The organism is Modestobacter italicus, assembly GCF_000306785.1.
GTDB classification, from domain to species: domain Bacteria; phylum Actinomycetota; class Actinomycetes; order Mycobacteriales; family Geodermatophilaceae; genus Modestobacter; species Modestobacter italicus.
The window spans coordinates 2406874-2430865 of the sequence record NC_017955.1; the positions used below are offsets into that span (position 1 = coordinate 2406874).

The 23992-nt window shown below is 74.3% G+C and carries 19 protein-coding genes and 1 pseudogene; 10 read left to right on the top strand and 10 right to left on the bottom strand.

Annotated features, from left to right (window positions below):
* Positions 1–34 precede the first annotated feature (34 nt).
* A complete protein-coding gene (locus tag MODMU_RS11765) occupies positions 35–625 on the top strand; it encodes a hypothetical protein (protein WP_014740467.1) in 591 nt (196 codons plus the stop codon).
* 6 nt (positions 626–631) lie between these two features.
* Here the strand turns inward: MODMU_RS11765 and MODMU_RS11770 are convergent, their stop codons facing one another.
* Both MODMU_RS11770 and MODMU_RS11775 read right to left on the bottom strand, forming a co-directional pair.
* Positions 632–2317: an MFS transporter gene (locus MODMU_RS11770; RefSeq protein ID WP_166503465.1), complete on the bottom strand. Its 1686-nt coding sequence runs from the start codon at positions 2315–2317 to the stop codon at positions 632–634.
* 52 nt (positions 2318–2369) lie between these two features.
* Positions 2370–3089, bottom strand: coding sequence for a DUF2652 domain-containing protein (locus tag MODMU_RS11775; protein WP_014740469.1), 720 nt, complete (start codon positions 3087–3089; stop codon positions 2370–2372).
* 171 nt (positions 3090–3260) lie between these two features.
* On the opposite strand from MODMU_RS11775, the gene MODMU_RS11780 reads away from it, so the two are divergent.
* From MODMU_RS11780 to MODMU_RS27670, 4 genes and pseudogenes are all read left to right on the top strand, one after another.
* Positions 3261–4172, top strand: coding sequence for a metal ABC transporter solute-binding protein, Zn/Mn family (locus MODMU_RS11780; RefSeq protein ID WP_014740470.1), 912 nt, complete (start codon positions 3261–3263; stop codon positions 4170–4172).
* Between the two features lie 45 nt (positions 4173–4217).
* Positions 4218–4622 carry an ArsR/SmtB family transcription factor gene (locus MODMU_RS11785; protein WP_014740471.1) on the top strand — a complete coding sequence of 135 codons (405 nt, stop codon included), beginning with the start codon at positions 4218–4220 and terminating at the stop codon, positions 4620–4622.
* Positions 4619–5041: a Fur family transcriptional regulator gene (locus tag MODMU_RS11790; RefSeq protein WP_014740472.1), complete on the top strand. Its 423-nt coding sequence runs from the start codon at positions 4619–4621 to the stop codon at positions 5039–5041. The genes MODMU_RS11785 and MODMU_RS11790 overlap by 4 nt, the downstream gene beginning before the upstream one ends.
* Before the next feature lie 141 nt (positions 5042–5182).
* A pseudogene (locus tag MODMU_RS27670) lies at positions 5183–5380 on the top strand (ATP-binding protein); the annotation flags it as partial.
* Positions 5381–5392: 12 nt separating this feature from the next.
* Here MODMU_RS27670 and MODMU_RS11795 read toward each other — a convergent pair.
* Together MODMU_RS11795 and MODMU_RS11800 are read right to left on the bottom strand one after the other, a co-directional pair.
* Positions 5393–5743 carry a nuclear transport factor 2 family protein gene (locus MODMU_RS11795; RefSeq protein WP_014740473.1) on the bottom strand — a complete coding sequence of 117 codons (351 nt, stop codon included), beginning with the start codon at positions 5741–5743 and terminating at the stop codon, positions 5393–5395.
* Positions 5744–5906: 163 nt separating this feature from the next.
* Complete coding sequence (locus MODMU_RS11800) at positions 5907–7091, bottom strand: LLM class flavin-dependent oxidoreductase (RefSeq protein WP_231851871.1); 1185 nt, start codon at positions 7089–7091, stop codon at positions 5907–5909.
* A 311-nt stretch (positions 7092–7402) separates the two neighbouring features.
* On the opposite strand from MODMU_RS11800, the gene MODMU_RS11805 reads away from it, so the two are divergent.
* Positions 7403–7765, top strand: a complete 363-nt coding sequence (locus tag MODMU_RS11805) for a SpoIIAA family protein (protein WP_166503466.1) — start codon at positions 7403–7405, stop codon at positions 7763–7765.
* Between the two features lie 69 nt (positions 7766–7834).
* Here MODMU_RS11805 and MODMU_RS11810 read toward each other — a convergent pair whose 3' ends face one another.
* Together MODMU_RS11810 and MODMU_RS28475 are read right to left on the bottom strand one after the other, a co-directional pair.
* Complete coding sequence (locus MODMU_RS11810) at positions 7835–9433, bottom strand: MFS transporter (protein WP_014740476.1); 1599 nt, start codon at positions 9431–9433, stop codon at positions 7835–7837.
* A 482-nt stretch (positions 9434–9915) separates the two neighbouring features.
* Entirely contained in the window at positions 9916–10059 is a 144-nt protein-coding gene (locus tag MODMU_RS28475) for a hypothetical protein (RefSeq protein WP_014740477.1), read from the bottom strand.
* 264 nt (positions 10060–10323) lie between these two features.
* On the opposite strand from MODMU_RS28475, the gene fabG reads away from it, so the two are divergent.
* The 4 genes from fabG (at position 10324) to MODMU_RS11830 (ending at position 19578) form a co-directional block, all read left to right on the top strand.
* Complete coding sequence (fabG, locus tag MODMU_RS11815; RefSeq protein WP_014740478.1) at positions 10324–11139, top strand: 3-oxoacyl-ACP reductase FabG; 816 nt, start codon at positions 10324–10326, stop codon at positions 11137–11139.
* A 62-nt stretch (positions 11140–11201) separates the two neighbouring features.
* Positions 11202–16724, top strand: coding sequence for an ATP-binding protein (locus MODMU_RS11820; RefSeq protein ID WP_014740479.1), 5523 nt, complete (start codon positions 11202–11204; stop codon positions 16722–16724).
* A gap of 41 nt (positions 16725–16765) precedes the next feature.
* The gene (locus MODMU_RS11825; RefSeq protein ID WP_014740480.1) at positions 16766–18721 is read left to right on the top strand and encodes a 3-oxoacyl-ACP synthase III family protein; all 1956 of its coding nucleotides are present in this window, start codon (positions 16766–16768) and stop codon (positions 18719–18721) included.
* Between the two features lie 11 nt (positions 18722–18732).
* On the top strand, positions 18733–19578 hold the full coding sequence (locus MODMU_RS11830) for an alpha/beta fold hydrolase (protein ID WP_014740481.1): 846 nt from the start codon (positions 18733–18735) through the stop codon (positions 19576–19578).
* Between the two features lie 4 nt (positions 19579–19582).
* Here MODMU_RS11830 and MODMU_RS11835 read toward each other — a convergent pair whose 3' ends face one another.
* The 4 genes from MODMU_RS11835 to MODMU_RS29070 form a co-directional block, all read right to left on the bottom strand.
* A complete protein-coding gene (locus MODMU_RS11835; protein ID WP_197537405.1) occupies positions 19583–21325 on the bottom strand; it encodes a PHA/PHB synthase family protein in 1743 nt (580 codons plus the stop codon).
* Positions 21326–21416: 91 nt separating this feature from the next.
* Complete coding sequence (locus MODMU_RS11840; RefSeq protein ID WP_014740483.1) at positions 21417–22106, bottom strand: IclR family transcriptional regulator; 690 nt, start codon at positions 22104–22106, stop codon at positions 21417–21419.
* Entirely contained in the window at positions 22103–23329 is a 1227-nt protein-coding gene (gene fahA, locus MODMU_RS11845; protein ID WP_014740484.1) for a fumarylacetoacetase, read from the bottom strand. The genes MODMU_RS11840 and fahA overlap by 4 nt, the downstream gene beginning before the upstream one ends.
* Positions 23326–23646 carry a hypothetical protein gene (locus MODMU_RS29070; protein ID WP_014740485.1) on the bottom strand — a complete coding sequence of 107 codons (321 nt, stop codon included), beginning with the start codon at positions 23644–23646 and terminating at the stop codon, positions 23326–23328. The genes fahA and MODMU_RS29070 overlap by 4 nt, the downstream gene beginning before the upstream one ends.
* Positions 23647–23992 lie beyond the last annotated feature (346 nt).

A 23992-nucleotide genomic window follows, 5' to 3' on the forward strand; every position in this document is an offset into this window, starting at 1 on the left:
TCCGCCCGGTCCGGAGAGAGCGCGGTGGTCGCCGATGTCCACGTCGCGGTACCGCGCGGCCGCCGTGCTGGCCTGCCTGCTGCTGACCGGGTGCGCCGGCACGGCGCAGACGGCGGGGACGCCCACCCCGGCGGTCGCCGAGCCCGACTGGCTGGACCGGACCTACCTGGTGACCTGCGACGGCATCGTCCCCGACGGCTTCCGCGCGGCCGTGGTCGACGGGGTCGCCCGGGTCCCCGCCGACGCCAGCCGGCCCCCGCACTACGACCACTACGACGTCCGGGTCACCGCCACCGCCGACGGCGACGTGGACGGCGACGGTGCCCCCGACGCCGTCGTCCTGCTCGACTGCTCGCCGCAGCCGTCCAACGGCATCGTGCAGGAGGTCCAGGTCTTCTCCGCGAGCGGCCGCCCGCTGGGCACCCTCCCCAGCCCGCGCACCATGCCGGAGAACGTGCTGCTGCCACCGGTGTACGACCGGGCGGGGCTGTCGGTCGCCGACGGCGAGATCGTCGCGGCGATGACGGCGTACGGGCCGGGCGACAACCACGCCAGCGGCCCCTCGGTGCCCCTCACCGTGCGCTGGCGCCTCGACGGCGACGAGTTCGTGCGCACCGGGAGCTGATGGGGCTCAGTGCGGACCCGGCGCCCCGTCGGGGTCGGGCCGCGAGGGGTCGGCGTGCCGCTGCTCGTCGTGGGTGAGGTAGTCGCTGACCACCGCCTCGGCGGCCGAGGAGGGGGCGGAGGAGCCGGTGACCGCCGCGAGGAAGTCGGGCCCGCTGAGGGTGGCGAGCGCGGTGTCCTCGACGGCGCGCACGGTGGCCGTCCGGGGGACCGACCGGAGCAGGGCGATCTCCCCGAAGGCCTCGCCGGGGCCCATCCGGCGGATCTCCCGGGCGTCGTCGAGGACGGCGACGCGACCGGACTCGATGACGTAGAACGCGTCACCGGGGTCGCCCTTGGCGAACACGTCGGTCAGCGCCGGCACGTCCCGCCTGCCCAGTCGCTGCGCCAGGCTCTCGATGGCCGGGACGGGCAGCAGGCGGAACATGCCGACCCGGCGCAGCAGCACGATCCGGTCCTTGCGCACCCCGATGTCGGCGTCGATCGCCCGGAGCCCCGCCCACCGCGCCAGCACCGCCACCGGCAGGATGCCGCCGGTGACGACCAGCGTCCAGGTGGCGCCCAGCGTGGAGAGGACGAACGGGACCGCCAGCGAGCCCAGCGCCACCGTCAGGGAGAACACCGCCTCGGTCAGGGCCAGCACGCGGGCCAGGGTCCGGTCGGGGACGAGCCGCTGCAGCAGGGTGAAACCGGTGACGTCGACCAGTGCGTTGGCCGCGCCGATGACCACGAACGCGCCGACCGCCACGGGGCTGCCGGTGAGCAGCCCGACCAGGACGACCGGGGCGCCCCACAGCGCGACCCCGGCACCGAACAGCGTGCCCAGCCGAGCGCTCCCGGCGGCGCCGATCGACGCCATCGCCGCCGCGAACCCGCCGACCCCGAACGCCGCCCACAGGATGCCGACGCCGGGGCGCCCCAGGTCGGTGACCTCCACGGCCACCACCACCGCCAGCACGGTGAGCGCGCCGCGGACCAGGCACTGGGCGCCGCCCAGCACGATCACCTCCAGCGCCCGGGGCCGCCGGCGGAGCTCGCGCACGCCCTCGACCACGTCGGCGACCACGCCGAGCCGGCCGGTCGGCCCGTCGCCCGCGGCCGGGCGGGGCGACTCGTACCGCAGCCCGGCGGCCAGCACGCCGGCGGCACCGGCGAGCAGCGCCACCGCGGCGAACGCGACGGCGGGGTCGTAGGCGGCGAGCAGGACGGCCGCGGCGAGCGGGCCGACCAGCGCGGCCGCCCCGTCGAGGATCGCCCGGACGGCGTTCACCCCGGTGAGCTCGTCGGGGGTGGTGCACAGCGTCGGGAAGAGGGCGGCGAGGACCGGCCGGTAGGCGGCATGGCAGACCGTCGAGAGGGTCAGCAGCGTGTACACCGCGGCGGGCTGGTCGGCGGCGACCGCCGCCCCCGCCGCGGTGACCGCGCGGAGCGCGCACGCGACCACGAGCAGGAGCCGGCGCGAGACCCGGTCGGCCAGCGCGCCGAGCCAGGGCAGCGCGACCGTCGCCGGCAGCACCCGGAGGAACCCGACGAGGCCCACGCCGGCCGCGCCGTCCTGGTCGAAGGCGTAGACCGTGACCGCGGAGAGGAACAGGAACTCGCCGGTCCAGGCCGACAGCGACGACAGCTGGGCGAGCCGGAGGTTGCGGTTGCCGGTGACCGACGCCCACGCCTCGCGGTAGGAGCCGCCCACGGCGCGCACGCTAACAGCGGGAACGCGTGGCCGAGGTCCCGTCGGGCACGGCTCAGCCGGTCTGGGCGAGCGGCCGGGCGCGCCGGTGGGGGAGGACGTGCGGGAGGCCCCGGCCGACCATGTCGAAGGTGGCGCCGAGCCGCACGAGCATCGACGGTGCCGGGGCGGGCGCGAGCGGTGCGGCCATGTCCTCGACGTCGACGTAGAAGGTCTGCACGTGGCCGATGTCGTCGAGGTCCTGCCCGATCTCGTGCACCACCAGCTCGGTGGAGGCGCTGCCACCGTTGCGGAAGAGGTCGTCGGAGACGAGCAGGTACTCCGGCACCGTGACCGCGTTCTTGAGCAGCCGGTGGACGTAGATGACGTCCACGCCGACCAGCTTCTTGCGGCGCCGGATGGTCTGGGTGGCGACGTCCCCGACGTGGGCGACGAACTTCAGCTTCAGCGCGCTGGTCTGCGTGCAGCTCTGGCAGGGGCACAGGTTGAGCTCGACGAGCCGGCGCTGCGTGTGGAACGCCCGGTGCATGGCGACGGCGGCACCGGTGACGGCGGAGAGCGTCGCCGCGCCGTCCATCCCGGAGGCGTCGCGGGAGAGGAAGGCAGCGTCCCCCTCGATCTCAATCAGGTCGAAGCCGCGCGCGGCACCGACGATCTTGTCGAGCAGGCGCCGGGTGGCCGCCTCCGCGTGCCCGAGCATGCTGCGGTGGTACTGCATGTACTCGGTGTAGCCGCCGATGTCGGCGATCAGCAGCAGCGCCCGCTGGGTGGCCATGGCCGGACAGTAACGCGCTGTGCAGGGCCGTGGCGTCGTCGTCGACGGCGTCGGACCAACTCACCGGACTCCGGCGGCTCCGGGGAGCCGAGCCGACCCGCCGGCGTCCGGAGGCCGGGCAGGCGTTACGGTATTGGTAATCGTTCCCGTTCCAGAGAAGAGAGTGCCTGCATGCGCATCGCCCGGACCGGCGCAGCCGCCCTCGCTGCCTCGTCGCTGCTGCTGCTCGCCGCCTGCGGATCGGACGCGGACGCCGCAGCGGAGGACGGCGTCTCCGTCGTCACCTCGACCAACGTCTACGGGTCGATCGTCTCCGCGATCGGTGGGGACGACGTGCAGGTGACCTCGATCATCAGCGACCCGTCGGCCGACCCGCACTCCTACGAGGCCAGCGCGCGCACCCAGCTGGCGGTCTCCGAGGCCGACCTGGTCGTGGAGAACGGCGGCGGCTACGACGACTTCGTCGACACGCTGGTCTCCTCCGGCGACTCCGACGCCCCGGTCGTGGACTCCGTCGAGCTGTCCGGGCGCGAGGCCGAGGCCGAGGCGGCGGGCGAAGAGCTCAACGAGCACGTCTGGTACGACCTGGAGACGGTCGGGAAGGTCTCCGCCGAGATCGTGTCGCAGCTCAGCGACATCGACCCGGGCAACGCCGCCACCTACGAGGCCAACGGCGCGGACTTCGCCGAGCAGCTGCAGGGTCTGGTCACCCGGGAGCAGGAGGCCCTGCCGTCCACCCGGGGCGCGGGCGTGGCGATCACCGAGCCGGTGCCCGGCTACCTGCTCGACGCGCTCGGCGCGGAGAACCGGACCCCGGAGGAGTTCTCCGAGGCCATCGAGGAGGGCGGCGACGTCGCCCCGGCGGTGCTGCGGGAGACCCTCGACCTCTTCGGCTCCGGTCAGGTGCGGGCGCTGGTCTACAACGGGCAGACCACCGGCGCGGAGACCGAGCAGGTCCTGGCCGCGGCGGAGGCCGCCGGCGTGGCCGTCGTGCCGGTCACCGAGACGCTGCCCGACGGTGCGGACTACGTCTCCTGGATGCAGGGGAACATCGACGACGTCGCCGCGGCGCTGTCCGCCTGATCCGGTGCGGCGACAACGGTTCTCACATGGCCCTATCCTGATGTGGTGACCGCCGCAGCGACCCCGGAGCAGCGTCCGTCCGCACGGGTCGCCCCGGGGACGGTGCAGGCGGCGAGCTCCCTGCTGGCCGCCCTGGCGGCGCCGATGCGGCTGTCGATCGTGGCGCTGCTGGTCGAGCACGGCAGCCGGTGCGTCCACCAGCTGGTCGACGCCCTGGAGGCGCCCCAGCCGCTGGTCTCCCAGCACCTCCGCGTGCTGCGGGGCGCGGGGCTGGTGGTGGGGGAGCGGCGGCACCGCGAGGTGCACTACGCGCTGGTCGACCCGCACGTCGGGCACATCGTCCGCGATGCGCTCGACCACGCGGCGCACTCGGTGCAGGGAGCAGGTCCGGTGTCCGTCGACCAGGACGACGCAGGCTGCCCAGTGGACGAGGGGACGACCACGAGATGATCCGCAACACCCGCCAGCGCGCTGCCGTCAACGCCGTGTTCGACGGCCTCGACGGCTTCCACAGCGCCCAGGAGGTGCACGCGAAGCTCCGGGCGTCGGGGGACACGATCGGGCTGTCGACGGTGTACCGGGCCGTGCAGGCGCTGGTCGACGACGGCGAGCTCGACTCCATCCGCACCGACAACGGCGAGGCGATCTACCGCCGGTGCAGCACGACCCACCACCACCACCTGGTGTGCCGCGGCTGCGGTCGCACCGAGGAGGTCGAGGGTCCGACGGTCGAGCGGTGGGCCGACCGGGTGGCCGGCGAGCACGGCTTCGTCGACGTCCGGCACACCCTGGAGATCTTCGGCACCTGCGCCGAGTGCCACCGGTCGGGTCAGGCAGCCGAGGTCACCTCGGCCGACGGGCGGCGCTGAGCCCCACCCGCTGACCTCGGTCGCCGGGAGCGCCCCGTCCTCCCGCGTGCGCCCCCGGCCCACTACATTGCGGCGGTCTCCTCGGGCGTCGCGGATCGCCCTCCGCACCGTCCGCGCCGGAGCGGACGGTGGTGGGCGCAGATGGGCGCGGACCTCAGCGGGAGCGGCCTCGTCGGCCGGGACGCGGAGATCGACGCGCTCGACCAGCTGCTGCACGGCGTCCGGCGTCGCGGTGCCGCCGTCCTGGTCCGTGGTGAGGCCGGGATCGGCAAGTCCGCCCTCCTCCGGCACGTGTCCGACGCGGCGGCCGGGCTGGGACTGCGGGTGCTGCGGACGACCGGCGCCGAGTCGTCACGTCTCGACGTCCATGCGGCCCACGAGGTCCCCGTCGAACGCGTAGACGTGGCGGACGTCGGTCCTGTCGAGGAGGGCGCCGCTCGGATCCCGGACCACCTGGTGCACCGTCACCTCGAGGCTCCCGTCCTCGCGCTCGGAGAAGGCGGTCGGTCGGACGGTGGGCCGGATCTCGGCCCACTGGCGCTCCCAGTTCCGGCGGACGGCCTCGTGGCCGACGACCCGGCCGCCCTGCCACCCGTTGGGCCAGTCGACGTCCGGCGACATCGCCGCGACCACCGTGTCGATGTCGCGTGCGTTGAACGCCGCGTAGAGCGAGCGCAGCAGCTCCTGGCGGTCTGCGGTCATGGCGGCGTGCCTCCCGGGACGACGTCGTGGGCGGACAGTGTGCCGTCCAGGGACGTCGGTCAGCGGGCTGCGGGCCACCGTGACCGCCGGTCCCGGCCGTCACAAGCGCGACCGGACGGGTGCCCGGTCGTCCTCCCGCCCGGTGAACGAGCGGCTCGCCGGGTCAGGACCGGCCAGCGCCCGCGGGCTCCTGATCTGCCTTCTCCTGCGCGTACCGGTCGGTCGCGGCCTGGATGGCGGCGCCGTTCTTGGCGTCGAGCTCGCTGTGCTTGCTGCGCGCCCACGCCTCGGACGCGAGCAGCCGCTTCTGCGAGGGCTGGAAGGCCGGCACGACGTGGCGGGCGAACAGCTCGAAGCTGCGCTGGGTGGCCTGCCAGTTGGCCCAGTCGTGCTGGAGCAGGATGAAGCAGCCGAACCCGCCGTTGGACTGGTCGACCAGCCGCTGGAGCTGGCGGATCGCGTCGTCGGGGGTGCCGACCACGCCCCATCCGGTCTGGTCGATCCAGGCGAGGCGTTCCTCGAAGGTGTCGCCAGGGATGCGGACCGGCGGCAGGGCGAGGGTCTTCTGGGTGTACTCGACGAAGGCGTCGAACCCGTACCGGATGTCCTCGACGGCCTGCTCCCGGGTCTCGGCGATGTGCATCGGGCCCATCAGCCGCCAGCGGGACCTGTCGGCGGGACGTCCGGACGCGGCTCCCTCCGCCTCCCACACGTCCCAGTGCAGGGCCAGCGCGTCGAAGCCCATCTCCGTGGTCGCACCCACCGACAGCATCCCGAGCCCGTACTTCCCGGCCAGCCGCGGCCCGGTGGGTGAGGCGGTGGCGGCGACGGCGACCTCGAAGCAGGGGTCCTGGTAGGGGGCCAGCTGGCAGCGGGCCTCGACCAGCTCGTACCGGTCGGTCGTCACCGACACCGGGTCGTCGCTGGTGAGCAGGCGCAGGAGCACGTCGAGGTCCTCCGCCAGCGCCGGTCGCAGCTGGTCGGGCTCGAGCCCGATCATCGCGGCGTCGGTGGGCAGCGACCCCGGGCCGACGCCGAGCATGAGGCGGCCGCGGATGAGGTGGTCGACGAGGATCGCGCGATCGGCGATCCAGAGGGGGTTGTGGTACGGGATGGACACCACACCCGTGCCCAGCTTGATGTGCTGGGTGAGCGCTCCGACGTGGGCGATGAAGGTCAGCGGATCGGCGATGATCTCGGTCGCGGCCGAGTGGTGCTCACCGACCCAGACCTCGTCGTAGCCGAGCCGGTCGAGCAGCTGGATGGTCTCCACGTCGCGCTGCAGCGAGGTCGTGGGGTTCTGGGTGGGCGGGCTGTTGAACGGGGGCATGAACAGCCCGAAGCGCATCTTGGCCACGCGAGACTCCTCCTGGCGCATCGGTGAGCCGGACCGCCGCAGCCGGCGCGGTGGTCCGGCGTCCTGGTGTCGGTGCAGAGTATGACCTGGATCACAGTGGGGTGCCGACTGCGCGGCGACTGCCTGCCGCGGCAGCGCTGGACCCGGGGGACGGCGGCACGGAGAGGTCACCCCGGGGAGATGAGGAGGCGGCCGGTTCGCCGCGGGTGAATGGGTGTCCACGGCCTCGGCGCGGGCCGCCGGCCGAGTCACTGCGCGGGTGCCGAGCCCCGCGCGCGGAAGGGGTCGGGATGCTCAGGCGGATGAGGGACATGCCCGCGGGCACGGTCGGGTTCGAGGCGATCGGGAAGGTCGAGGACGACGACTTCGAGCACGCCGTCGAACCTGTGCTGCGCGGCGAGATCGCCGCGGGCCGCAAGATCCGGCTGCTGTACCTGCTCGGCGCCGAGATGGGGGAGTACGAGGGGGACACGCTGACCGAGGAGATGCAGTTCGCCGTCCGCCATCCCTCCGCCTACGAGCGGGTCGCGGTGGTCAGCGACGAGGACTGGCTCCGTCCCGCGCTGCGCGTGCTGTCCGTGCTCGTGCCCGGGCAGCTCCGGGGTTACCCGGTCGCCCAGTTGCCCCGCGCCAAGGAGTGGCTGGCCGCAGCCGACGGCGGCTAGGCGTAGCCGGCGGAGCTGGACCCGGCCCGTCCTCCCGTCCTCGGTCGCCGAGCGGGCGACGCCGGCCGGTCAGCCGAGCGTCGTCCCCTCGCGCGGGGCGGCCGGGGTGATGTCCGGCAGGCGGCTCATCCGGAAGGAGTTGAGCACCCCGATCAGGCCGGCGAGGACGGGCACGAGCAACGCGACCCGGAGTGAGACGTCCCGCGCCTCGCTGTTGATGCGGAGGACCTCCGCTCGGACGTCGTCCGGTTGGCCGTCGAGCGCCGCGTCCAGCCGGGTGTCGCTCATCACCTGGGCGTCGGTCTCCAGGACCTCGGCGATCTGCTCCTGCTGGCCGGGGGAGAGCACGGTGCTCGCCTCGGTCCTCGAGGTGAAGCCCAGGGAGAGCGCGGCCAGCATGATGCCGCCCGCGACCGCCAGCCCGAACGACAACCCGAACGACCCGGCGGCCGAGTTGACCCCGGCGGCCTCGCTGACCCGCTCCTCCTGGATGGGTGCCAGCGTGTAGTTGTTCAGCTGGGACACCAGCAGGCCCAGCCCGGACCCCGCCAGCACCAGCGGGCCGATGAGCCACCAGCCGAAGTCCGCCCGGGGGACGATCGGGATGACCAGCAGGAGTCCGACCGTGGTGAGGGTGAACCCGGCACCGACGACGGTGCTGGCGCGCCGCTTGCCCACCATCCGGCCCGCGAGCACCGCCACCGCGAACATGCTCAACGACAGCGGGGCGAGGGACAGCCCCGCCTGCATCGCGTTGTACTCGAGGGTCATCTGCAAGAAGATCGGGAGCACGATCATCGCGCCGCCCAGGGTGACCTGCTGGAGCATCTGCTGGACGAACCCGAGCCGGAAGTGCGGGAAGCCGAACAGGTCCGGGTCGATCAGCGTCGGCTTCCCCTGGCGCTTGCGGTGCACCAGCCAGTACGCCAGTCCGGCGAGCCCGACGACGCCGACCACGATGAGCGCCCCGACCGCCTCGCCGCCCTCCTGCCAGACCAGGATCCCCAGGACGACGCCGCCCATGCCGACGACGGACAGCGCCGCGCCGACGAGGTCGATCTGACGGGGACCCGTGTAGGCGACGTCGCGCACCAGGCCGATGTTGGCGAGCACCACCGCGATGATGACGACCTCGAGCAGGAACCCGACCCGCCACGACAGGTACGTCGTGACGAACCCTCCGAGCAGTGGCCCGACGGCGGCGGCGATCGCGGCAGCCGCCCCGACCAGGGCATACGCCTTCTTCCGGGCGGCGCCGTCGAAGTTGCCGTGGATCAGGGACTGCATGGCCGGCAGCAGCAACGACGCGCCCAGCCCGCCCACGACCGCCCAGAAGACGATGATCGCCGTCAGACCCTGGGCGACGGTCATCGCCGCCGCCCCGACCGCGTAGGCCAGCAGTCCCAGCACGTAGGCCCGCTTGCGGCCGATGAGGTCGGCGACCTTGCTGTTGATCAGGATGAAGGCGGCGGAGACGAGCGCCTCGAGCGCGATCGCGGACTGGACGCCGCTGACCGTGGTGTCGAGATCGTCGACCACGGCGGAGATCGAGACGTTCATCAGCGACGTGTCGACGACGAGGACGAACATCGCTGCTGCCAGCAGCAGGGCCAGCCGCGAACTGGGCGGTGCCCGTTCAGCAACGGGGTCGTTCGCCTCGTCGGTCACCGGACCTCCCGCAGCGGCGTCGGAGCAGGTGCTCGTGCTGCTCCCCGCACCCTCGTCGGTGCGGCACCGCCGTGCCTCACCCCGCGCGGATGGGCAGCGGGCCCGTCGCCGCGCCGTTCCGGACGGCCGGCGCCGAGCTGAGCGGGCGGCGCCCCGCTCCCGTCGCTCGTCGACCGGGGCCCGTGCGACGTGCAGCCGACCGGCGGCACAGCCGGCTCCCCACCGGACCGCCGGGCAGCGGGACTCCGCATCCCACCCGGTCCTCGTCCTCTGCGGGTGACGCCGCGCGCGGAGGTCCGGTGCAGCCTGACGGTCACGAACAGGCGCGTCGGGGCGTCGTTCTCCGACACGACCGAGAGAGGCGGGCCATGAACGGCTGGCTGATGTGGGGCCTGGTCCTCCCGTTGCTGCTGGTGGTCGCCGGGATCATCACCATCCGACGCCGCAACGACCGGCGGTGAACCCGGCCCTGCGCCGGTCGGTCAGCGCGTGGCCCGCCGGGGGTGCATCAGCCGGTCCATCTCCGTGGCGGCTCGCTGCTCGTCCTTGCGTTCGCTGCGCTTGGCCTTGACGGCCTTGCCCGACTTCTTCGGGGAGTGGTTGTCGTGGGGCGACTTGTCGGACATCGGAGCGCTCCCTCGTCGAAAGGCCAGATCTCCTCACTACACCCCCGTGCCAGGCCGCACCAGGGGGTCGGCCACGGCCGCTCGACCCGGGACTCCGAACGCGGACCGCGGGTCCGAGCCCTTCGCATCCGGCGCCGTCTCGGTTGCAGGCCGGGCGGTCCCGCAGGATGCTTCCGCTACCCGATGCCGGAGCAGGCGGCGTCCGGAACGACACCGGCTCCGGTCCTGGAGAGGCGTGCGCGCCCCTCTGCCGAGGAGGACCCGGTGACACAGACGCACGAGAGAACGGCCAGGACCGGCGACAAGCTGCTCGGTCGGGTGGCCTTCGTGACCGGGGGCACCCGGGGGATCGGCGCGGCCATCTGCCGCAGCCTCGCCGCGCAGGGCGCGGAGGTCGCAGCCGGCTACAGCGGGAACCAGGAGGCGGCCGAGAAGTTCGCCCAGGACACCACCGCCACCTTCCCGGACAGCAAGGTGTCGCTGCACCGCGGGGACATCGGCTCGGCGGACGACTGCCGCCGGTGCGTCGCCGAGGTGATCGACCAGCACGGCCGGCTGGACATCCTGGTCAACAACGCCGGGATCACCGTCGACCGGACGGTGGCCAAGATGGGCGACGACGACTGGCGCCGGGTGATCGACGTCAACCTGTCCGGGGCCTTCTACCTGTCGCAGGCCGCGTTGGTGCACATGCTGGAACGCGGCAGCGGGCGGATCGTGATGATCTCGTCGGTCATCGGCGAGACCGGTGGGATCGGGCAGGTCAACTACGCCTCGGCCAAGTCGGGGCTGTTCGGGCTCACCAAGACCCTCGCCCGGGAAGCGGCCATGCAGCTGCAGCGCTCGGGCGCCGGCGACGGGATCGGCATCACCGTCAACGCCGTGACGCCGGGCTACACCGCCACCGAGATGCTGGACGCCGTACCGGACAAGGTGCTCGCCGGGTTGCGGGCGAAGATCCCGCTCGGCCGGCTCGGGCAGCCCGACGAGGTCGCCCGGGTCGTGCACTTCCTGGCCGCCGACGCCTCGTCCTACATCACCGGCCAGGTGTGGGGGGTCAACGGCGGCCTGGACATGTAGGCCCGGCCGCACGCCCCCCGGTCGACGACGGACGGGGGACCACCGAGAGGGAGGGGTGCCGGGTGTTCGACCGCATCGCCGTGATCAACCGGGGCGAGCCGGCCATGCGCCTGACCCGTGCCGTCCGCGAGCTCAACGCCGAGCACGGCACGCGCACCCGCGTCATCGCCCTGCACACCGAGTCCGAACGCCGGGCGACGTTCGTCCGCGCCGCCGACGAGGGCGTGCTGCTGCGCGAGACCGGGGCCGGCAACCCCTACCTCGACCACGACGAGCTCGCCCGGGCCCTGCGCGCCAGCCGCGCCGACGCTGCCTGGGTGGGCTGGGGCTTCGTCGCCGAGGACCCGGCGTTCGCCGAGCTGTGCGCCTCGCTCGGCGTCGTCTTCATCGGGCCGCCGCCCGAGGCCATGCGGCTGCTCGGCGCCAAGATCGAGGCCAAGGTGCTCGCGGAGCAGGCCGGGGTGCCGGTCGCGCCGTGGAGCGGCGGTCCGGTGGCCGGCCTCGAGGACGGGCGGCGGCACGCGGCGGCCATCGGCTACCCGCTCATCGTCAAGTCCCGGAGCGGCGGCGGCGGCCGGGGCATCCGGGTCGTCCGGTCCGAGGGCGAGCTGGAGGAGGCGCTCACCCGCACCCAGGCGGAGGCCGGGCGCACCTTCGGCGACCCGACCGTCTTCATGGAGCGGCTGGTGGAGGGCGGCCGGCACGTCGAGGTGCAGATCATCGCCGACCAGCACGGCGCGGTGTGGGCGCCCGGGGTCCGCGACTGCTCGGTGCAGCGGCGCAACCAAAAGGTCCTGGAGGAGTCCAGCTCGCCCGCGCTGAGTCCGGAGCAGGACCGGTCGCTGCGCGAGTCCTCCGTCGCCCTGGTGAAGGCGGCCGGCTACGTCGGTGCGGGCACCGTCGAGTTCCTCTACCAGCCGGAGGAGGAGCTGTTCACCTTCCTGGAGGTGAACACCCGGCTGCAGGTGGAGCACCCCGTCACCGAGGAGACCACCGGCCTGGACATCGTCAAGCTGCAGCTGCACGTGGCGGCCGGCGGCCGGCTCGAGGGCGACCCACCCCCCCGGTCCGGCCACGCGATCGAGGCCCGGCTGAACGCGGAGGACGCCGAGCAGGGCTTCGCCCCGGCTCCCGGCCAGGTCGTGCTCATGCGGCTGCCGACCGGCCCGGGGGTCCGCGTGGACACCGGGATCGGCGTCGGCGACGTCATCCCGCCGCTCTACGACTCGATGATCGCCAAGGTCATCGCCTGGGGCCGCGACCGGCCCGAGGCGCTCGCCCGGCTCAGGTGCGCGCTGCGGGAGACCACCGTCGTGCTGCGCGGGGGCACGACCACCAAGTCCTTCCTGCTCGACCTGCTGGACCGGCCCGAGGTGGCGAGCGGGACCGCCGACACCGGCTGGCTGGACCGCACGGGGGCGGGCAGCCGCGCCGAGACCGCCGGCAACGCCTGGGTGGCCCTGGTCCGGGTGGCCATCGACGTCGCGGACGCGGAGGAGGCCCGGGAGCGGAGCGCCTTCCTGGCCTCCGCGCGGGGCGGGCGGCCACGGGCCCCGCACGAGGTGGGCCGGGTCGTGGAGCTGGGGTACCGGGGCCAGGCCTACCGGCTGGGTGTGGCGAGGGTGGGGCACGACCGCTACCGGGTCGAGCTCGACGGCCGGTCCGCCGACGTCGACGTGGACCGGCTGAGCGGGCTGGAGAGCCGGCTGTCGGTGGGGGAGGACCGGTTCGCGGTCGTCGCGGTCGAGGGCACCGGGTCCTCCCTCGTCGAGGTCGACGGCGTCACCCACCGGGTCGCGACCGACGTCGGCGGGGTGGTGCGGGCGCCGGCACCCGCGGTGGTCGTGGCGGTGCGGGCCACCGCCGGGCAGGAGGTCCAGGCCGGTCAGACGCTGCTGGTCCTGGAGAGCATGAAGATGGAGACGGCGGTCCGGGCGCCGTTCGCCGGCCGGGTGCGGGAGGTGCGCGCCGCCGCCAACGCCCAGGTCGACGCCGGCGCGCCGCTGCTCACCGTCGACCGGGCCGGCGGCGACGTCGAGGAGGTGTCCGGCGAGCGGGTCGAGCTCCCCGCGGGCGCCGGCCCGGCCGCGGGCGAGCCCCGGGAGCGGGCGCTGTCGCTGCTGGCGGCGCTCCGGTCGCTGATCACCGGGTACGACATCGGCGCGGGCCACGCCGGTGACCTGGTGGCGGGCTACCGCAGCGCACGGTCCGAGCTCCCGGGCGACGACCCGGAGCTGCTGCAGGCCGAGCTCGCGGTGCTCACCACCTTCGCCGACCTGTGCGAGCTGTCCCGCAACCGCCCCGCCAGCGAGGAGGAGGAGGCCGACCAGCAGGTCCACAGCCCGCGCGAGTACTTCCACGCCTACCTGCACTCGCTCGACGTCGACCGCGAGGGCCTGCCGGACAGCTTCCGGGTGCGGCTGTGCCGGGCGCTCGCGCACTACGGCGTCGGCGACGACCTGGAGCCGGGACCGGTCCTCGAGGACGCGGTGTACCGGGTCTTCCTGGCCCAGCAGCGCACCGGCGACCAGCTGCCCGCCGTGCTGGCCCTGCTGGACCGCTGGCTGACCACCGTCCTCCCGGCGTCGGACGCCGCGCGGTCGGAGGTGGCCGAGGTGCTCGACCGGCTGGTCGGGGCGACGCAGCTGCGCTACCCGTCGGCCGGTGACCTGGCCCGGGCCGTGCGGTACCGCCACTTCGAGGAGCCGGTGGTCCTGCAGGCCCGGCAGGAGGTGCTCGACCAGGCGGAGCGGCTGCTGGCCGAGCTCGACGCCGCCGACGCGCCCGGGAGCACCAGCGACGGCCGTGCCGGCGACGACCGTGCCAGCGACGACGTGGCCCGGATCGAGGCCCTGGTCGCCAGCCCCGAGCCGCTGGTCCGGCTGCTGGCCCAGCGCTTCGACCGTCCGACGAGCAGGCCGGACCCGATCGTGGAGGTCCTCACCCGCCGCTACTACCGCAGCCGCAGCCTGCAGGACGTCCGGCCGTCGGTGCTCGGCGGGAACTCCGCGGTCACCGCCGACTACGACCTGCAGGGCACCCGGCTGCACCTGCTCGCCCTGATGGTGCGGATGCCCGACCTCCCCGCCGCGCTGGCCGAGGTGCGCCGGCTGGCCGACGGCGTGGCCGACCCGCACACCCTGCTGGTGGACCTCTACCTGTCCTGGCCGGACCGCCCGGCCGACCCCGACGAGATGGCCGCGCAGCTGCAGCAGCTGGTCGCCGAGCTGGCGCCGCTGCCGGCGCTCCGCCGGGTGACGGTCACCGTGACCACGCCGGACGGCGACGTCGACGCGGTCACCTTCCGGCCGACCCCCGACGGCCTGGCCGAGGAGCGCATCATCCGCGGGATGCACCCGCTGACCGCGCAGCGGCTCCACCTGTGGCGGCTCAAGGACTTCGACGGGCGCCGCCTGCCCTCGGCCGAGGACACCTACCTCCTGCACGTCGTCGCCCGGGACAACCCGAACGACGAGCGCCTCATCGCCATGGCCGAGGTGCGGGACCTGACCCCGCTCCGCGACGAGGCCGGGGAGATCGTGGGCTTCCCGACCATCGAGCGGCTGCTGACCTCCTGCCTCGACGGGCTCCGCCGCGGGCAGGCGCAGCGACGCGCGCGCCGCCCGCTGGAGCACAACCGGATCCACCTGTACGCGTGGCCGTCGATCGAGGTGCCGCTGTCGGAGGTGGCCACGTTCGCCCGGATGGCCGCGCCGCTGACGGTCGGTTCCGGCGTCGACCAGATCGTGCTGCTGGCCCGGCTGCAGGACGAGGCGGGTGGTCCGCCGCGCGAGGTGGCGCTGCGCTTCTCCTACCGGCCGGGCACCGGTGTCCGGATGGAGGTGACCGACCGGCCGACCGAGCCGCTGCGCACCCTGGACGACTACGCCGAGAAGGTGCTGAGCTCGCGCGCCCGCGGCGCGATCTACCCCTACGAGCTCGCCCCGCTGCTGGCTGGTCCCGGGGGCACGTTCGTGGAGCACGACCTCGACGAGCAGGGCCGGCTGGCACCCGTCGACCGGCCGGCCGGGCGCAACACGGCCGGCATCATCGCCGGCGTCGTCAGCACGCCCACCGAACGCCACCCGGAGGGGATGACCCGGGTCGTGCTATTCGGTGACCCGACCAAGGCGCTGGGCACCGTCGCCGAGCCGGAGTGCGCGCGGGTCGTCGCCGCCCTCGACCTCGCCGAGCAGCGCGGCATCCCGGTGGAGTGGTTCGCGCTGTCCTCCGGGGCGCGCATCTCGATGGACAGCGGCACCGAGAACATGGACTGGGTCTCCCGGGCGCTGCGCCGCATCATCACGTTCACCCAGGCCGGCGGGGAGGTCAACGTCGTCGTCGCCGGGATCAACGTGGGCGCGCAGCCGTACTGGAACGCCGAGGCCACCATGCTCATGCACACCAAGGGCATCCTGGTCATGACCCCGGACAGCGCGATGGTGCTCACCGGCAAGCACTCCCTGGACTACTCCGGTGGGGTGTCGGCGGAGGACAACTTCGGCATCGGCGGCTACGACCGGGTGATGGGCCCCAACGGGCAGGCCCAGTACTGGGCGCCGAACCTCACCGCCGCCTGCGAGCTGCTCTTCCAGCACTACGAGCACACCTACGTGGCACCGGGGGAGCGCTGGGCCCGGCCGGCGGGGACCGGTGACCCGCGGGACCGGGACGTCCGGTCGTTCCCGCACGAGCACCCGGCCAGCGACTTCACCACGGTCGGGGACATCTTCTCGGCGACCGCGAACCCCGAGCGGAAGAAGCCGTTCGACATCCGCACGCTGATGCGCGCGGTCACCGACCAGGACCACGCCGTCCTGGAGCGGTGGGCCGGCATGGCCGACGCCGACACGTCCGTCGTCGTCGACGCCCACCTGGGTGGGCACCCGGTCGCGCTGATCGGGATCGAGTCCCGGCCGGTCGCGCGCCGCGGCAGCCGTCCGGCCGACGGCCCGGACCAGTGGACGGCGGGCACGCTCTTCCCGCGGTCGTCGAAGAAGACCGCGCGGGCGATCAACGCGGCCAGCGGGAACCGGCCGCTGGTCGTGCTGGCCAACCTCTCCGGCTTCGACGGGTCACCGGAGTCGCTGCGCGCGCTGCAGCTGGAGTACGGCGCGGAGATCGGCCGGGCGATCACGAACTTCGACGGCCCGATCGTGTTCTGCGTCGTCTCCCGGTACCACGGCGGTGCGTTCGTGGTGTTCTCCGGCGTGCTCAACGAGGGCATGGAGGTCCTCGCCGTCGAGGGCTCCTACGCCTCGGTCCTGGGCGGCGCTCCTGCCGCCGCCGTCGTCTTCACCCGCGAGGTCGACAAGCGCACCGCCGCCGATCCGCGGGTGCGCGAGCTGGAGGCCGCGGTCGCCGCCGCCGACGGCACCGGGGCGGCCTCCCTGCGGGTCGAGCTGGCGACCCTCCGCGGCAGCGTCCGGTCGGAGAAGCTGGGCGAGGTGGCCGCGGAGTTCGAGGCGGTCCACGACATCGGACGGGCCCGCCGGATGGGCTCGGTCCACGACATCGTCCCCGCCGCCGAGCTGCGCCCGCGGCTCATCGCGGCCGTCGAGCGGGGGATGCAGCGCGCAGGCTGACCCGGGTCTGCGCGACGACAGCACCGTCAGAGAGGAACCCCGTGAACGCCTTCGTGCTGAACCGACACGGTCGGTTGGTCTTCCCCTCGAGCGTCATGCCGCAGCTGGACTTCTCGACGATGGAGTCGCTGGACCAGCTCGACACCGTCATCCGCCGCGACTTCGAGACCAAGGCGCCGAGCGGGACCGACATCCTGGAGCGGATCCGCACCGGGGGCTACGACGACCGGTACGCCCTGATGCGGGACATCGCGCTCAACCTGTTCTGGGCCAACCGCTTCTCGATCACCATGTACGACAAGCGGCCGACCCGGTGGGCGGACCTGCCGCGGACCCGCTCCGACGTCTTCCTGCCCGTGCTGGAGCCCTGGGAGGACGGCGAGACCAAGGTCGCCGCCGTCGAGCAGGCCTACCCGACGCTGCCGGCCCGGTGGGACGGCGAGGTCGAGGACCAGGTCTTCGGCGTCCTGTTCGACGTCTTCGGCAACCGCAGGAACCACGCGACGACGCTGCCGGCCGTCAAGCCGACGGTGGCGGAGTTCCTCGCGGAGCCGGCCAATCTCACCTTCCGGCTGCCGCACTACGACCCGGACTACCCGGTCTACGAGTACGACGACGTCCTCGACTGCCGGGAGGACGTGCCCGAGCTCGAGGCGCTGCACCGCTGGGCGATGGTGCTGCACAACCAGTACCCGTGGGACCGGTCGGCGGTGGAGCTGGCCCGGGCCGACCAGATCTCCGACGACGACTACGTGGTCGCCTTCCACCCCCGGGACCGGGAGGTGCGGGAGTTCCTGCGCCGCCTGGCCACCGGCGCCGTGCCCCGGCAGGCGCCGGCCCCGCGGGAGTCGCGGCCACCGGTCCGGCCGTTCCCGCCGGTGGACGTGCGCCGCGCGTTCACCGTGCTGCCGCGGCTGGAGTGCCTGGTCGCCGTGCACGGCGACCAGGTGTGCACCAACGACGACGTGGTGCGCAACTCCGCCTACAACTGGTCCCCGATGAGCGCCGCGGAGATCCAGGAGAAGACCGGGGTGGAGGAGCGCCGGTACACCTCGCTGAGCCTGGAGGAGCTGGCGCTGCAGGCGGCGGAGGCGGCGCTGGAGAAGGCCGGGCGCGGGCCGGAGGAGATCGGCGGCGTGGTGGTGTGCACCTGCACCAGCTCCCGGCTGATCCCGTCGCTGGCCACCTACATCTGCGGGCAGCTCGGCATCCACCAGACCCACGCCGCCTACGACCTGGTCGCCGCCTGCGCCGGGATGCCCTACGGGCTGGCCGAGGCGGCGCGGCTGCTGCAGGAGGTGGAGCGGCCGGTCCTGGTCGTGTGCGCCGAGAAGTTCTCGGACAAGATCGGCAACGTCCGCCCGTCGCGGATGCTGTTCGCCGACGGCGCGGCCGCGATGATCGTGGGCGTGGCCGGCGAGGGACAGGGCGGCGACTTCGACTACCTGCAGACCTACGCCAGCGGCCCGGCGAGCGAGGTGAACTCGATCATCTGGCCCAACCCCGAGTTCGACAACAACATCACCGTCTTCGGCCCGCAGGTGAAGGCGCTGGCCGGCCGCTACCTCGCGCAGATGATCGAGGAGATCGGGGCGCTGCCCGCCCCCGACGGCGCGGCCGGCTCGCTGCTGGACAGCATCGACCTGATCGTCCCGCACCAGGCGAACAAGACGATGGTGCTGCAGCTCGCCGAGCGGGCCGGGCTGCGCGCCGACCAGCTCTACTTCAACATCGAGACGACGGGGAACGCGTCGTCGGCGAGCATCCCGCTGGCCATCCACGACGCCGTCCGGGACGGCGTGATCACCACCCCGGTCCGGGTGTTCGCGCCGGGCTTCGGTGCCGGGGCAGTGGCCGGCTACGCGGTGATGCGGGTCGACCCGGCGGTCGTCGACGTCCGGGACGCCCGTGCCGCGGGCGTCGCGGCGGAGGCGCCGGCCACGGCGGCGGACGAGCCCCGGCCGGCGTCGGAGCAGCTGCGGGAGGCGTTCACCTGAGCACCCGGACGGTGCGCGGTGCGGACGGCACCGCGCTGCGCGCCTGGTGCAACGACGGCACCGGGCCGCCGGTGCTGCTGTGCAACGGGCTGGGCGCCCCGGAGGCGGCCTGGCCGGGGCTCGTCGGCCGGTCCAGCGGCTACCGGGTGCTCAGCTGGTCCTACCGCGGCCTGACCGGGTCGGCGCGCCCGGCCGACCCGGCGCGGGTCCGCGTCGAGGACCACGCCGACGACGCCCGCGCGGTGCTCGACGCCTTCGACGTGCCGGCCGCGACCGTCATCGGCTGGTCGCTGGGGGTCAACGTGGCCTTCGAGCTGGCCCTGGAGGACCCGGCGCGGGTGCTCGGCGTGCTGGCGGTCGCCGGCGTGCCGGGCGGCTCCTTCTCCTCGATGTTCGCCCCCTACGGGGTGCCCCGCCGGCTGCGTGCCCCGGTCGGCCGGTGGAGCAGTGCCCTCCTGCTCGCGATCGGCCCGATGCTGCCGCCGATCGCGGCGAGCCTGCCGCCGTGGCCGGAGCTGCTGTCGCCCGGCGCGCTGCGGGGGCCGGCCAGCGAGATGGCGCACCCGGGCGCGCTGCGTGCGGTGCTGCAGGAGTTCTCCCGCCACGACTGGCGCTGGTTCCGCCACCTGGCGCTGGCGATCGCCGAGCACGCACCGCTGGACATCTCGCGGGTGCGCGGCCCGGTCACCTTCGTGGCGGGCCGCTACGACTCGCTGGTCGACGTCGCCGACGTCCGCCGCGCGGCAGGGAGCCTGCCGGGGGCGCGGCTGCGGGAGCTGCCGGGCACGCACTTCCTGCCGCTGCAGCACCCCGGGGTGCTGCTCGCGGAGCTGCGACGGATGGTGCCCGCCTCGTGACCGGTCAGGCCGGCCGGCGGTCGCGGACGTAGGAGCCGGGGGCCGGCTCCAGCGGCGGGTGGTCCGCGCTGCCCCGGGCCGCCGGTGCGGGGACCTCGTCACCGGACCGCTCGAGCATCCACTCCGCCCAGGGCTCCCACCAGCTGCCGGTGTGCCGCTCGGCGGACGCGCGCCACGCGTGGGGGTCCGGACCCGGCTCGCCGCCGGTCCAGTAGTGGGCCTTCGGGTTGCCCGGCGGGTTGACCAGGCTCTGGATGTGGCCGCTGTAGCTGAGCACGAAGGTGCTCGGCCCGGACAGCAGCTGGGTCGTCCGGTAGCAGCCGTCCCAGGGGGTGAGGTGGTCGGTCAGGGCCCCGGTCACGAAGGTGGGCACGGTGATCCGGCTCAGGTGCACCGGGCTGCCCAGCACGCGCATCGCCCCGGCCCGGACCAGCGCGTTGGTCCCGAAGATCTCCAGGAACTGCTCGTGCAGCCGGGCCGGCAGGTTGGTGCCGTCGGCGTTCCAGGCCAGGATGTCGAACGCCGGCGGGTCCTCGCCCATCAGCCACTGGTTGACCAGGTAGTTGAAGATCAGGTCGTCGGGGCGCATCCAGCTGAACACCGCGCCCATCTCGCGGGCGCTGATGACCCCGCGCCGGCGCGAGTTGCGGCGGGCGAGCTCCAGCAGCCGGGGGCCGGAGAAGGCGCCGAGCGGCGCCCGGTTGGCGAAGTCCAGCAGCGTGACCGCGTAGCCGGCGGCGTGCACCCGGTCGTCGCCGGTCGCGGCCATGTGGTTCAGCGCCGTCGTCATCACCTGACCACCGGCGCACAGCCCGAGGGTCGTGACGTCCGGCGAGCCGGTGATCTCCGACGCCACCCCGACCGCGTCGACGACGCGCTGGGCGTAGGTGTCCAGGCCCCAGTCCGCCTGCTCCTCGGTCGGGTTGCGCCAGCTGATCATGAACACCTGCAGGCCGCGGCTCACCGCGTACTCCACGAGGCTGCGCCCGGGACGCAGGTCCAGGAAGTAGAAGCGGCCGATCGGGGGCGGGACGATCACCACCGGCCGCTGCCGGACGTGCGCCGTGCTCGGCGTGTACTGGATCAGCTCGATGACCTCGTCGCGGTGCACGACCGCGCCCGGGGAGATGCCCAGGTCGGTGCCGACGGTGAAGGCGCTGCGGTCGGTCTGGGTGGGCAGGCCGCCGTTGTGCCGCAGGTCGGAGAGCAGGTGGCCCATGCCGCGCAGGACGCTGCGCCCGCCGGTGTCGAAGGCCCGCTTCACGGCGGCCGGGTTGCCGAGCAGGGTGTTGGTCGGCGCGAGCGCGCTGGTGAACGCGGTGATGACGAAGCGGGCCTGCTCCACCTCGCGCCAGTCGGCACCCCGGGCCTCGTAGGCCTCGACGAGGGCGTTCACCGACCCGGTCATCGCGAGGTAGGACTGGGCCAGCCGGCGGTAGGCGGGGTTGGTCGACCACGCCGGATCGGCGAAGCGCTTGTCCCGGGGGGAGGGCGCGATCTCGTCGGTGCCGCGCAGGATGCGGACCGCGTTCCACCCGAGGCGGCCGGCCTCCCGGGCGAGGGGGCCCGGCTGGGCGAGGGTGGAGAGGACCGCCCGGGCCATGCCGCGCGAGGACGGGACGCCGACCGGTTCGGCGTTCTCGACCGAGGCCAGCGCCTCGGACTCGTCCGCGGGCACCGGCGGCCCGGCCGCGGGCCGTGGCGTCCCGGACCGGGTGTCGCGTGGTGTCGACGTCGTGCTCGTCACGGCGGCCTCCTTGTGACCTGGGTCACTCGATGGTCCGACGGTAGCCGCTCCGGAGGCCGAGGTCACGGCCCCCCGGGAGTGGCCGCGCCCGTCACCGCAGGGCGGCGGCGACCTTCCCGGCAGCCGAGGTCACGGCCTGCCCGATGTGGTCGGCGTCGGCGTGCTGGTCGACGAAGACCACGGCGAGGGCGGCGCGGGCGCCGCCGTCCGGGCCGAGCACCGGCGCGGCGATCGACCGGATCCCCGGGATGACCTCGCCGTGCGAGCTGGCCCAGCCGGTCCGCCGGGCCTCGCGGAGGGCCGCGCGGTCCTCCGCGGTCGGGGGCCCGGGCATGAGCAGGGCCAGACCGGGTGCCCCGCGGTCGACCGGGTGCCGGGTGCCCGGCCGGTAGGTGACGTGCGCCGGGGTGTCCTGCGGCTCGATGCTGGTGATCGTCACGGCCTCGTCCCCGGCGCGCACCACGAGGAAGGCGGTCATGCCGAGCTCGGTCGCCAGTCCGGTCAGCCGCGGGAGGGCGGCGGCGTTGAGGTCGGTGCGCACGCCCCGGGACAGCACCGCGATGCCGAGGCCCAGGCCGTAGTGGCCCAGCGGGTCCCGCTCGACCAGCTGGTGGTCCTCCAGCGTGCGCAGCAGGCGGTAGGTGATGGAGCGGTGCAGTCCCAGGGCCCTGCCGATCTCGGCCACCGGCTGCGGCACGCCCGCCGACGCGAGGTGCTCGAGGACGCGGACCCCGCGGTCCAGCGTCTGCGACTGCGGAGCTCCCGCGGCCTCCTCCGTCACCGCCGTCCCTCCTGCCGGTCGGTCGCCGTCCAGCGGGCCGGCTGGACGCGGCCGGTCACCTCGCCGAGGGCGATCCGGCTGCCGTCCGGGCCGGGAGCGCTGGCGGTGAGCGTGACGACGTCGCCGTCCTCCAGGAAGGTGCGGGTGCTGCCGTCGGCGAGGGTGATCGGTTCTCGACCGCCCCAGGACAGCTCGATGAGGGAGCCGCGCTGGTCCTCGCCCGGTCCGGAGACGGTGCCGGAGGCGAACAGGTCGCCGGTGCGCAGCGAGGCCCCGTTGACCGTCAGGTGCGCCAGCTGCTGGGCCGCCGTCCAGTACATCTCCCGGAACGGCGGGCAGCTGAGCAGCTCGCCGTTGAGCCGCACCTCGAGGGCGATGTCCAGTCCCCAGGGCCCGGCGTCGGCGTCGTCCAGGTAGGGCAGCAGCGGGACGTCGCGGGCCGGCGGGGGGACCCGGGCGTGCTCCAGCGCGGCGAGCGGCACCACCCAGGGGGAGACCGAGGTGAGGAACGACTTGCCGAGGAAGGGGCCCAGGGGGACGTACTCCCAGGCCTGCAGGTCCCGGGCGGACCAGTCGTTGACCAGGCACACGCCGAACACGTGCTGGCTGAAGTCGGCCAGCGGGACCCTGGCGCCGAGCACCGAGCCGACCCCGACCAGGAAACCGACCTCGGCCTCGATGTCCAGCCGCTGCGACGGCCCGAGGGTGGGCGCCTCGTCGGCCGGGGCCTTGCGCTGGCCGCACGGGCGGACGACGGGGGTGCCGGAGACGGCCACCGTGCCGGCGCGACCGTGGTACCCGATCGGCAGGTGCTGCCAGTTCGGCGTCAGCGGTGGCGAGTCCGGCCGGAACATCCGGCCGAGGTTCTCCGCGTGGTGCCGGGAGCTGTAGAAGTCCACGTAGTCGGCGACCTCGACGGGCAGGTGCAGCGAGACGTCGCGGCGGGGGAGCAGGTGCGGCTCGACCGCGCTGCGGTGCGCCTCGTCGGTGAGCCACGCCCGGAGCCGCTGCCGGAGCGCGGCCCAGGCCTCCGGGCCCTGGGCCATGAACGCGTTGAGCGACCCGGTGGCGTGCACCGGGTCCCCGGTCGCTGCGGCCAGGTCGAGCACGGAGTCGCCGACCGCGACCCCGGTGCGGGGTGCCGTCCCGGGCGTGGAGAAGACGCCGTAGGGCAGGTTGGCCAGCCCGAAGCCGGTACCGGCGGGGAGGTCCGGCCAGCTCACGCGGGGGTCCGATCCGGGGCGGGGAGCAGGCCGAGCGCGACCAGGTCCTCGACCGGCTCGAGGACGCTGCAGGTGCCGAAGGAGCGGAACACGGCCCGCGCCCGCGCGCCGCGGTCCGGGGACCAGGTCCGGACGGCGGTGGCCAGCGCGGCGCCGTCGTCCTCGGCCAGCCACCGCTCGGCCGACGCGGCGGGCTCCCCGGCGGCGAGCGCGTCGCAGGCGGCGAGCAGGTTGAGGAAGCCGTGGTGCCGGAAGCCGGTGGCCGGGTCGGTGTGCCGGACGGCGGAGTGCAGCCCGGCGGTGCACTTGACGGGCACCGCCCGGCGGACGCACGCCGACAGGGCCCGGCCAGCTCGGCGGGGTCCGGGAACAGCTCGGCGCGCAGGCCCCCGGTGCGGAGCTTGGCGCGGAGCCCGGCGGCCGCGAGCACGTCCAGGACGTCGTCCCGGGCGCGGGTCCGGGGCAGCTCCACGGCCGCCGGGACGCCGGCAGGGAGGACCCCGGCCAGCACGCCGGTCAGCTGCCGGGCCGCCGCGGCGTCGGCCACGACCGGCACCTCCACCGCGGCGAGGGTCAGCCGCGGGTCGGCGGTCACCCGGTCGACCGCCGCCGGCAGCTCCGCGGCGCCGGCGATCACCGAGATCCCGAGCGGGGCCCCGTCGG